7 protein-coding genes are annotated in these 12,723 nt (G+C 34.2%); all 7 read right to left on the bottom strand.

The features are described 5' to 3' along the window. A complete protein-coding gene (locus tag WFZ86_RS08735) occupies window positions 1-1,485 on the bottom strand; it encodes an alpha-L-fucosidase (RefSeq protein ID WP_342691579.1) in 1,485 nt (494 codons plus the stop codon). Window positions 1,486-1,562: 77 nt separating this feature from the next. Further along, complete coding sequence (locus tag WFZ86_RS08730; RefSeq protein ID WP_342691578.1) at window positions 1,563-3,425, bottom strand: glycoside hydrolase family 35 protein; 1,863 nt, start codon at window positions 3,423-3,425, stop codon at window positions 1,563-1,565. Between the two features lie 62 nt (window positions 3,426-3,487). Beyond that, on the bottom strand, window positions 3,488-5,803 hold the full coding sequence (locus WFZ86_RS08725; RefSeq protein ID WP_342691577.1) for a GH92 family glycosyl hydrolase: 2,316 nt from the start codon (window positions 5,801-5,803) through the stop codon (window positions 3,488-3,490). A gap of 2 nt (window positions 5,804-5,805) precedes the next feature. Then, on the bottom strand, window positions 5,806-8,127 hold the full coding sequence (locus WFZ86_RS08720) for a glycoside hydrolase family 20 protein (protein ID WP_342691576.1): 2,322 nt from the start codon (window positions 8,125-8,127) through the stop codon (window positions 5,806-5,808). Between the two features lie 120 nt (window positions 8,128-8,247). Beyond that, window positions 8,248-10,485 carry a GH92 family glycosyl hydrolase gene (locus tag WFZ86_RS08715; RefSeq protein ID WP_342691575.1) on the bottom strand — a complete coding sequence of 746 codons (2,238 nt, stop codon included), beginning with the start codon at window positions 10,483-10,485 and terminating at the stop codon, window positions 8,248-8,250. Next, window positions 10,485-11,597: a family 10 glycosylhydrolase gene (locus tag WFZ86_RS08710; protein ID WP_342691574.1), complete on the bottom strand. Its 1,113-nt coding sequence runs from the start codon at window positions 11,595-11,597 to the stop codon at window positions 10,485-10,487. The genes WFZ86_RS08715 and WFZ86_RS08710 overlap by 1 nt, the downstream gene beginning before the upstream one ends. Before the next feature lie 21 nt (window positions 11,598-11,618). Continuing rightward, a complete protein-coding gene (locus WFZ86_RS08705; RefSeq protein ID WP_342691573.1) occupies window positions 11,619-12,668 on the bottom strand; it encodes a glycoside hydrolase family 18 protein in 1,050 nt (349 codons plus the stop codon). Window positions 12,669-12,723: the final 55 nt, after the last annotated feature.

The raw sequence follows: 12,723 nt of genomic DNA, 5'->3' as shown, positions 1-12,723 counted from the left end.
TTATCTGTTAATAGCTTCAATTTTTAAAGTCCAAGCTTCTTTACATGGTAAATTATTACGCAAACTTTCCGGAATTACAACCTTAAATCCTTCTGCTTCTTTTGTCCATATAAGAGAAGTTTTAGAACCTAACATAGTGATTTTTGTTCCTTTTTTAGGATTGATAGATTTTACAACAAGCTCAGCAGGAATCTTAGTTTCTCCTTCTTTAGCCAAATAAAACAAGAAAACATTTCCTTCTTTGTTTTGAGTCATACAGATGTTATTCTCTTTGTAAGGCGCAATTGGTTTAGTATTATAAATTGCGGTACTATTCACTTTCATCCAGTCTCCGTAGGCTGTCAATAAATCATAAGCACCTTGCTGCCATTCACCTTCTGGGCTTGGCGCTACATTTAATAATAAATTCCCGCCTTTTGCTACAACATCAATCAACATATGAATACCTTGTCTTCCGGTTAAATAGGTAGCATCAGGAGTGTAAGACCAACCACCACCAGATGTAATACAAGATTCCCAAGGATAAGGCAAGGTTTTTTCAGGAACTCTATTTTCTGGAGTTAAGTAATTTTGGTTTTTACCATGAACAGCTCTGTCAACTACAATTAAACCTGGTTGTTTCTGGCGTGCTTTTACTACCAATTCATCCATTTTAACGTCTTGTTCGACCACTCTGTGCTTAATAAATCCGTTTTTAGCTTCGTTTTCGGTAAACTTTTCATCGTAGTTTTCTTTGATATTTTGTTGGTCTCTTTTACGAACCCATCCTCCGTCTAACCATAAAATATCGACTTTACCGTAATCTGTCAATAACTCTAGAATTTGATTATGTGTAAAATCAACATATTTCTTCCATTTTTCAGGATATAATGTCGGGTCATAATTTACGTTTCTATCAAAAGGAGGGAAATATGGATCCCAATAATTTTCGTTGTGCCAATCTGGTTTAGAGAAATAGGCTCCTGTTGAAATCTTTTCTGCTCTAAAGGCATTAAAGACTTCTTTAGCAATATTTGATTTAGGATTACTGTTGAAAGGACAATCTTTGTCAGTAACTTTATAATCTGAATATTTAGTGTCAAACATATTGAAACCATCATGGTGCTTCGTGGTAAAAACCATGTATTTCATTCCAGCGTACTTTGCTGCTTTTGCCCATTTTGCAGGATCAAACTTTACAGGATTAAATGTTTTTTTTAAGCCTTCATACTCTTTTACATAATCATTATAATTAGCAGGATTACTTCCTTTTTTGCGTTCACACCAACCATAATCCTCAGGACAAATTGACCAAGATTCTACAATACCCCATTGACTGTAAGTTCCCCAGTGCATTAACAATCCGAACTTTTTCCCTTGCCACTCCTCTAAATTTTTCAACACCAACGGATCTGTTTCGGGTACATATCTTTCGTCTTCATAGATAGCCTGTGAGAACAATTGTGCCGAAAATAATAAGGCTATGATTGCTATTCTTTTTTTCATTTTCCCTTAATTTATTTTTTAAATTACTTTTTTTAGTTGCTTTTTCAGAATGGATTTGTTGTGCAAAACTGCCATTTTTAATTTTCTGGTTTTCTCAATTGCTCTAGTATCGGCTCATTAGTAAAAGTGATGTGAGTTTGTGGTTTTTCATTGAGTTGATCATAAATAACAATACTATTTTGACCCGATTTCAACCAACAACCTGGTACATAAAGCGTTTGTTGTGGTCCCACTTTCCAATATCTTCCAAGATGATGTCCATTGACAAATACAATTCCCTTTCCCCAATCTGTCATATCAAGAAATGTATCGGCTGGTTTGTCTATAGTTACTGTAGATTCATACAAAACAGGTCGTCCAAGCTTAACCGATTCATTTTTAACAACTGGAGCTTCATTCATTGGCATTTTATACATTTCCCATCCACCACTAATTTCATAATCATTTATGAAAATTGGAGAAATAATTCCTTTGGTGTTATGTACTATTTCGGCTCCGTAATTGATACGCCCCATATTTTCGACTAGGATTTCCAAAATACCATTAAAAGGAATAGAAACAGCCAATTCATATTTATTAAAAACTCTGTTTAATTCACCAACATTTACCCCATTAACATAAACTACAGCAAAGTCTCTCAATCCTTCAACTTTTAAAGTACCAACGATGGGTTGAGTGAATCGTTTTCGATACAAAACATACCCATTTCCCTGACCCAATTTTTCAAATGTTAAAGGTTGATCACTAACGACTGCCTTTTGTTTTTTAATCCAATTCAAAACATCCATACTGGCTTTTACAGCTTGATCAGGATACTTAACAGATGGAATTTTTTCAGGAATAGGAGCTAATTTTGTTTTGGAGAACTGTTGCATCACTTCGCGGATGGCCATGAATTTTGGTGTTGCCCAACCTGCTTCGCTAATGGGAGCATCATAATCATAACTCGTAAGATCTGGCTGAATATTACTTTCTGCATTATAATTAGCTCCAGAAGTAAATCCAAAATTAGTACCTCCGTGCACCATATAATAATTAAAAGATACCCCGGCATCTATATACTTTTTGGTTTGGTTTGCAATCTCATCGCTTCCAATTTTAACAAATGGTTCTGCCCAATGATCCAACCAACCCGTATAAAACTCTGCAACCATATACGGTCCTTGAGCCTTGTTATACTTATTAACCTGTTTTTTTAAATTATCAATATTGGTTTCTCCATTTGCTGTTGGCAAAACACCTTCAACCGCACCACCTTCAAATAACCAAGTCCCATCCGAAGTAAAAAATGGCCCCTGAAAACCAGTTTCTTTAAGCAAATTATAAATAGCCATTTTATAATCCTTATGATCACTGGCTTTAATATCTGTTCTTTGCGAAACATAAGACCCAAATTCGTTTTCAACTTGAACCATAATAATTGGCCCACCCTGAGTAGCAAAAAGTCCTTTAACCTCTGCATACAAATGCTCAAGATACGTTTTACAAGCCTCCAAAAAGGCTTTGTTGTTTGTACGAATCACTAAATCCGGATTGTTTTGCAACCACCAAGGGTATCCACCAAATTCCCACTCTCCACATGCATATGGCCCTGGTCTAAGAATTACAAACAATCCTTCACTTTTTGCAATACGAATAAACTCGGCCAAATCTTTATTGCCAGTTTCAAAATCCCATACTCCTGGCTCTATTTCGTGATAATTCCAAAACACATAAGTAGTCACAGTATTCATACCCATAGCTTTTAGCATTTGTAACCTATGCCTCCAATATTCCCTTGGAATACGTTCGTAGTGCATTTCTCCAGAATGTATTTTTATAATTTTACCGTCTTGACGAAATTCTCCATCAGAAATAGTAAATGCTTTTGATTGCCCTAGAATACTAAAGGGCAATAAAAAAAAGACTAAAATTCCTAACCTAAATAAAATCTGCTTCATTTTCTCTTTTTTAACTGCTGGACCGTATTAAATTACATGTAATAATTTATGTTTTGCGCCAATTAATTTTTCAATTCATTATTACTTAAAGAATAAGGAACGTTTTCATTTTTACTTCCCCAATCTTTATTTGGTTTTTTATCTAAATTGAATTCTAATCTTCCTCCTTTTTGAATTGCATCAAAATTTATAAAACTATTAAAATAGGCATCCCCATTTAAAGTAGCAGACTGTATATAGAAATTATCTTTAGAATTGTTTTTAGCATCAATTTGAAACTTCTTTCCGTTCTCTAAGTAAAGCGTTGCTTTTTTAAATAAAGGACTTCCTATTACATACTGATCAACTCCTGGAGTAACAGGATAAAATCCAAGAGCACTAAAGACATACCAAGCAGAGGTTTGTCCATTGTCCTCATCACCACAATAACCATCAGGTGTGGGAGCATATAATTTAGTGAGAACTTCTCTTATTTTTTCTTGTGCTTTATAGGATTGATAGGCATAATTATATAGATAAATCATGTGTTGAATGGGTTGATTTCCATGAGCATAATTCCCCATATTCACGACTTGCATTTCACGAATTTCATGAATTGTTTGTCCATAATAAGAATCGTCAAAAGAAGGTGGCATCTGAAAAACTTCATCAAGTTTTGAGGCAAATTTCTCTTTTCCTCCCATCAAATCTATTAACCCTTTAATATCATGAAATACCGACCATGTGTAGTGCAAACTATTTCCTTCGGTAAACGCATCTCCCCATTTTAAAGGATTAAAAGGAGTTTGAAAATCACCTTCTTTGTTTTTACCCCTCATTAAGTTTACTGAAGGATCAAATACATTTTTATAATTTAAAGATTTCTTGAAATAGGCATCAGCAATGTTTGTCTTGCCTAACTTTTGTGCCATTTTAGCAATGGTAAAATCTGCAAAAGCATATTCTAGTGTTCGAGCGACATTTTCGTTTATACCAACGTTGTAAGGAACATAACCCAAAGTATTATAATATCCTAAACCTTCACGACCAACAGATTTGACAGGTCTGCCGTCTTCGATTGTGGCGTTTTTTAGCATTGCCTCAAATAGCAGTTCAGTATCCTTATTTTGAACCCCTTTTAAAAAAGCATCGGCTATAATTGGTGCAGAATTGGATCCGACCATACAATCTCTATGTCCTGGGCTTGCCCATTCTGGTAACCAACCTGACTCTTTATAAGTATTAGCGAGTCCTTCCAAAATATGACTATTCAAATCAGGATACATTATATTAAAAAAAGGAAAAACAGCTCTAAAAGTGTCCCAAAAGCCATTATCTGTAAACATATAACCTGAATTTACTTTTCCATTGTAAGGGCTGTAATGTACTACTGCATTATTTTTATCAAACTCATAAAACTTTCTAGGGAATAACAACACACGGTATAAACTTGAATAAAATGTTCTGATATGATCTATATTGTCGTCTTCCACTTGAATTCTACTTAATTCTTTTTCCCAAGCTTGTTTTGCCTTCTCTTTAGTTTCTTCAAAAGTATCCTGACCTATTTCTTTGCTCAAGTTAAGTTGAGCCTGATCTAAACTTATAAAGGATGAAGCTACTTTCACATGCACAACTTCACCTTTTTTAGTTTTAAAACCAATGATTGCTCCTACATGTTCCCCTTTACTATCCGTAGCATTAGGAATTAATTTCCATCCATCTGTCCAAGTATGGTTTATCTCAAAATCTTTATCAAACTCGGCCACAAAATAATTATGGAAATTTTCTGGAACACCTCCACTATTATTGCGACAATACCCTATTATTTTGCGCTCACTCGGAATAATTTTGACCATAGAGCCTTTAAAAAAGGCATCCAACATAATATAAGATGTGTTAGATTCTGGAAAAGTAAATTTAAAATGAGCTGCTCTTTCTGTTGGAGAAACCTCCAAAGTCACGTCATAATCAGCTAAATATGCTGAATAGTAATACGGTTTAGCCGTTTCTGCTTTATGTGAAAACCAAGATTCACGATCATCTTCTTGAAATTTCAATTTTCCAGTTACAGCCATCAACGAGAAAGCGGCGTAATCATTAATCCATGGACTTGGTTGGTGTGTTTGCTTGATGCCTCTAATTTTTTTATCATGGTATTTATAAGTCCAACCATCTCCCATTTTGGCGGTCATTGGTGACCAAAAATTCATTGCCCAAGGTGTAGCAATTACAGGATAAGTATTACCATTTGATAAACTATAATCAGAATCAGTGCCCATCAATGGATTTACAAAATCTACAAGATTTACAGGTTTTTCATTTGTTTTTAGTAGTTCAATATTTTTATTAGAACACGACAAACATAACAAACAAACCAAAATTTTTAAATACCTCATTTTTAATTAATTAATATTTCATCGAAAAACATAAAAGAACTATCTCCTTTGGGGCTTTTTCTTAAGTTAGTAGCTATCACTTTTACATATCTTGCAGTGATAGCATTAAAATTAATTACAAAGTCTTTTAGCTCAGATTTGGAATTGATAGCAAACGGTTGCGTTATTTTTCCAACTTCATTATATACTACTCCATCATTAGAAACAAAGGCTTTTATTTCGGTAGGAAAATAAATCCCAGATCCTTGATTTTCTAATGAACCCAAAATTACTTGATGAATGGTTTGTGTTTGATCTAAATCAATTACTGTTTCCATATCATCAACCAACCAAGCTTGCCACTGCCCGTCATGAAAATTTTTGCTTCCTCTTACTACGTTTACCAAACTTAAGAATCCATCTCCTTCATAATTTTTATTAAAAGGCTTTTTAAAAGTCAACTTACTCCCCACTGCTTTATGGAATTGAATGGTATCTGTAAAAACTTTACCAACTGATTTCTCCGATTTGAATAAAGAGGCCCGTAACATCGAAGTCCCTGAAACCGTAATAGTGTCAGTATATTGTATAGGATTATCGGTACTACTTTTGTCTGCCAAAACATACCGGATATCAGCATTAGGAAACTCATTCTTCAATACCAATTTGACTTTTTTATTACTCAAATCAGCGGTATAAGAAGCCGTTACCAAATATGCACTTTTTGAATAATTGATTCCTAAGTAATCATAACGCTCTAATAAAGAAGGTAATCTTGTAGTAAAATCATTCCAATTCCGGGCTTCTTTTGAACTCCACAATGTCTCGGATAAAGCCGCAATTCTTGGAAAAATCATATACTCAGATTGTTGAGTTGTGGGAACGTATTCTGACCAAAGATTGGCTTGTCCTCCAAGAACATGTTGCGCTTGATCAGGAGTCATTGAATCAACAACGGGATCAAATTCATAAACTTTACTAAGTGGTGTATACCCCCCAAAAGCCAATGGCTCTTCGTTTTGCGGGCCTTGATAATGATCAAAATAACAATGTGATTGCGGAGACATAACCACATCATGCCCTTGTTTTGAAGCTTCAATACCACCTTGGGTTCCTTGCCAACTCATAACTGTTGCTTCTGGAGCCAAACCGCCTTCTAATATTTCGTCCCAACCAATTAATTTTTTACCTTTAGAATTAATGTATTTTTCCATTCTTTTGATAAAATAACTTTGTAATTCGTGTACGTTTTTTAACCCTTCGTCTTTCATTCTTTTTTGGCAAAGCGGGCATTTTTCCCAATTGGTTTTAGTAGCTTCATCTCCTCCTACATGAATGTACTTTGAAGGAAAAACAGTAACAACCTCATCAATTATATTCTGCAAAAACTCAAACGTAGTTTCTTTTCCAGCACAATAAATATCTGTGATAGGCCATAATCCACCAGAAGGTACCCCAATACGCTGATTAAAACAGGCTAATTCTGGATAAGCAGCAATTGCACAACTAACATGCGCTGGCATCTCAATTTCCGGAATGATTTCTATATTTTTGGCCGCAGCATACTTTACAATTTCTTTTAATTCTTTTTGGGTCAAAAACCCTCCATAAGTTCCTTTTTCGTTTGGATTTACAGTAAGTCTGGCATTCCAGATTACATTTTCTTGATCTACTCTCCAAGCTCCAATATCAGTCAATTTAGGATACTTTTTGATTTCCATTCGCCAACCTTGATCATCTACCAAATGCAAATGCAAAACATTCATTTTAAGCATAGCCAAGCGGTCAATGGTTTTTTTGATATAATCAGTTTTGAAAAAATGACGTGATAAATCGAGCATTAATCCTCGCCATTGAAAACGAGGTGCATCTGTAATGATCACATTGGGAATCATCCATTTTACATTCGCCACTTGGCTTTTACTTTCGATAGCTGTTGGCAATAATTGTCTGATACTCTCCAGTGCATAAATAAAACCAGCAGCATCTTTAGCCGAAAGAATACAGCTTGTAGAAGTCACTTCTAATTTATAGGCTTCATGAGGTAAACTTGTATCTAACTTAAACAAGACGTAATTGCTATTTGGAAGCTTATTTGAAATCTTGGGTGTCCATCCTGCTGCCTTTGTAAATTTTTGAATCAATGCAGTTGCTATTTCTTTTTGGGAAGCATCTAAGACAACAAACAAAGTGTTTTTAGTAAACAGAAAATCACCTTGAGTCACTGTTATATTTGCTGGTTTTGGAATAATAGTAACATCCTTTGCAGCAAACACCTTTTGCCCAACAACAGAATTTGAAATAAGCATTAAAAGTGCTACCCAAGTTATTCTAAGTATTCTCATAAATCAGTTATTTTAAAATAAAAATGATAATTTTTTTTCTATTCAAATATTTCTCTTTTTATAATCGTCCAACTTTCAACACCTCTCACAATAGATTTTTAAAACTTAAAAAGTTGCGTCTTATTTAAATACTTTTGACGATAATGCGTTTTTATTTTTAACAGAGGCTGGAATATTTCCCATTATAAAAACTAAAGTTCCACCTTGCATAATCTCTTTATGGGTGATATAATTTCTATTTATTTTTCTGTGATTCAACTCGACAGATTGTATATAGATGTTATCCTTGTTATTATTTTTAGTTTCAACTACAAATCTTTTATTGTTTTCTAAATTAATCGTCGCCTTTTCAAACATTGGAGAGCCAAAACTATAAACACTTTGTGCTGGGTTTACAGGATAAAAACCAAGTGAACTCAAAACATACCAAGACGACATTTGTCCACAATCTTCGTTACCACAAAGTCCTTTAGGAGTGTTTTTGTATTGTGTTTCTAAAATTTCTCTAACTATTTTTTGGGTTTTCCATGGCTTATTGACATAATTATATAAATAGGCAACATGATGACTTGGCTCATTTCCATGTGCATATTGACCAATCATTCCGGTACTGAAAATGGGTAATTTATCCTCTGGCAACGGTTTTAGAGAGAACATAGAATCTAACTTTTGATCAAAAATTTCTTCACCTCCAACTTCTTTTATCAAACCTTCAATGTTTTGAGGAACGGACCAAAAATATTGCCATGCATTGCTTTCGCAGAAATAGGGTGTGTATTCTTTTGGTATAAAATTATTAACAAACTGACCATTTCTCAATTTTGGTCGCATAAAACTAGTTTGTTTATCATAAACATTTTTCCAGTTTTCAGAGCGATTCAAAAAATATTTATAATCATTTGGCTTATTCAACGCTTTTGCAAATTGAGCCAAACACCAATCATCGTAAGCGTATTCTAAAGTTTTAGAAACGGACCAGTTTTCTCCACTATCATCTACAGGTACATAACCGATAGATTTGTAGCTATCTAGTTGTCTTGCATCTACCATAGAACTCTCTTTACAAGCTTTATAAGCCAATGTGATGTCAAAATTTTTAATTCCTTTAAAATAAGCGTCAACAATAACAGGAATAGCATGATTGCCTATCATCATATTGGTCTCATTTCCTTGTAAGGACCAAACAGGCAATAGTCCCGTTTCTTTGTAATGAGCCAATAAAGAATTTATCATGCTCGACACTCGATTAGGATGCATAATCGTATACAAAGGATGGGCAGCCCTATAGGTATCCCATAACGAAAAGGTATCGTATCGATCATACCCATTGGCTCTTTGAATGTTGCCATCAGCGCCTTTATACTCACCATTATGGTCACTTAATAAAGTTGGAGCTAACATGGACTGGTATAGCATGGTATAAAAAATACTTTTCTTCGTTTCGTCTGTCGTTGTCACTTGAATTTTTTGCAACTCCTTTTCCCAAAGGACACTCGCTTTTTCTTTATACTTTTCAAAATCAAAATCAGGAGCTTCATTTGTTAAAGATGCGTATGCTCCATTTATTGTTGCAGTAGAAAGCCCTGTTTTTAGAACTATTGATTCTTTTTCGGCAGTTTTATAATTTAATATGATTTTTGTTTTAACCGCTTCAACTGGGCTGGTTGACAATGAATCATTTTTAAAAATTTGATAAGACTCAAAAGGTTTTGAAAATTTCATAACAAAATAAACCCTTTGGTCTTTTGCCCATCCTGTAGATTGACGATACCCTTCGATAGTTGTCTTATTAACCACTTTTAGGTAGGTTTTTGTAGGTGCATCCCAATTCAAAGCATACCCCAAATCAACATGAATTTGTGAGGCATTATCTTTTGGAAAAGTATACTTATGAATTCCTGTCCTTGCAGTTGTCGTAAGCTCTGCTTTGATACCAAAATCTAATAAATCTACAGAATAATATCCTGGTGAAGCCTTTTCTTTTTCATGCGAAAAAGTTGAAAATGGCATAAAATTATTGCTCTTAATTCTATTGACAAATCTACTATTGGTAGGCATCACTAAAATATCATACAAATCACCAGCTCCAGTTCCTGTTAAATGCATATGCGAAAAACCAGAAACTATAGAATCTTGATAAAAATAGCCTGAAATTCTATCCCAACCCGGAATACCAACGTCTGGACTTAATTGTACCATTCCAAAAGGCACTGTTGCTCCAGGATAAGTATTGCCAGGGCCGCCAGTACCTATAAACGGATTTACATAATTAACTAATTCATTTTCATCAGAATGGTTGGAACTACAATTTGATAAAAAAATTAGCAATAAAATAAATATGAGGCCCTGTTGTTTCATTACTTCAAATTGGCTTTAGTTTCTTTAATCACTTTTAAATAAGCATCTGATATGGCATTACCATCAAAAAAAGAAACTCCTTTGGCTCCATTATCTTTTGCTAATACAATTGCCTTTCTTAATTCGTCTTCTGATGTAACGCCAGGGATGTAGATTCCTGTATTTACTTTTGTATTTGTTCCTTTTAAGTCGACAACACCTTGCTTGGTAGCAAAGCCAATCCAATCTATTCCTTCGTTGTAAAAATTATGATAAATCATAGGATAAACCTCATCTATTGTCCATTTATCCCAACGTTGACGAACCATATGACCAGCCATTTCTGGATAAGGAAATACCGCTGCGGTTAATAATTTGCCATATTTGTGTGCAATATCATAGGCATGATTCACTACGTTTCTTATCTGATTCAGGCGGAATTGCTTCCATTCCATATCAATTTCTGGGTGCTCCATTTTTCTTGGATCTCTACCAAATTCTTTCATAAAAGCATTAATACTCGCCTCAGAATAATCAAAATCATAATCAGGCAATTCCGTGTTTTGTACTAGATTATATTTAGGTAACAACCCTATAGGTAAAAAAACATCAGGGTATCTAATATAATCCAAATGAATACTTTCGACTCCTTTTACTTTGGCCAATGCCTCTAATAAATCATAGATGTGTTGACAGGCTTCGGGATGACTTGGAGATAACCATTGGTAATAATCAACATACGGACGATCGTCAAAACAAGATTTTCCACTACGACTTACCATATACCAATCCGGGTGTTTTAATGCTATGGGATCTCCAGGACGATTCATAGTCATGATCCATGCGTGTACTTTCAAACCTTCTTTGACGGCCAAAGGAACCAATCGTTTTAACAAATCAGGATCAGCATTGGTATTGATCAACACTTCATCAATTCCTCCCTCTTTATATCTTTTAAATTCTTGAGTATAGGAATCATTGGTACGTTTTGCATCGGCACCAATCCAAACAGCAAATTCAAAAACTTGTTTTGATGGTAGGTGTTTCGTTTTATGGGCTGGATTATTTTCTCTAGAACTTGTATTAAAGGACACAAAAAGATACCCAATAATAAGTAGTTTGATATATTTCATAATGTTTACTATTTATTCAACTCAATTCATACTGTCATAAAGCTTGTATAACAACTCATGGTTATTGTCTAAACTATATTCCCAAAACATGGCACCACCTAAACCTTTTTTCTTAATAAACTCGGACTTCAATTTTATCTCTATTGGTGTCTCATAGGAAATGAATACGCTGTCTTGTGCATTCCATAAATAGGAAGCTTTTGCTGAGTTATCATATAATTTTTGAAATTTACCCGACTTTATTTCTTCTGCTATTTTCCAAGAAGCAACAATTTCACTTCCTGTTTGAGCGGATTCATACAAACCATTATTTTGTAATGATACTTTGTTCCACTTTCTTCCGTAAAACGGAATGCCCAAGATGATTTTATTCGCAGGAATACCTAAATCCATATATCTAGCTATCGTTTCGCTTACGCTATCTCCACCAAATTTTTCTTGATTCGAAGGATATAAATTAGCATGATGACCTGTTTGATAAAACCAGCCATTATAAAAATCGTAGCACATTACATTTATAAAATCAAGATACTTGCTGGCATTTTTTAAATCTGTATGATTGATATACAATTGATCTGCTCCTGCTGCAATAGTTAATAAATAAGTAGTGTTATCTGCATTACCTTCAATCTCTAATTGTTTTCGCAATTCTCCTAATAGCAGTGTGAAATTTTCTTTATCGGAAGGTCTAAACACATTATCTTCTGCACGTTGTCCTGGGAACTCCCAGTCAATATCAATACCGTCAAAACCATACGATTTCATTAACGTAACAGCGCTTTTTGCAAACTTCTCTCTTGATACATTATAGGCCGCAATATTTGAAAATTGATCAGACCAAACCCAACCACCAATAGAATACAATACTTTTAACCGAGGATTTTGCTTTTTTAAAGCCAAAACACTAGCTATTTTGGCTCTATCTGTTGCTAACTCAAATTGCACATTTCCATTAACAATATTTGCAAAGGCATAATTAATGTGTGTTAACTTAGTAGCATCAATCTTTGCAGGATCAAAATTTTCGTAACCCGCAACATAACCAATAATCTTAAAATCTTTATTGGCCATTTTTTGCTTTGTTTCTAATGAAGAACAAGCTAAAAAAACACTTATAATCAAAACT

The organism is Flavobacterium polysaccharolyticum (assembly GCF_038739875.1).
GTDB lineage: Bacteria > Bacteroidota > Bacteroidia > Flavobacteriales > Flavobacteriaceae > Flavobacterium > Flavobacterium polysaccharolyticum.
Note: the sequence above shows the minus strand (reverse complement) of the source record. Positions and strands in the feature narration are given on the sequence as shown.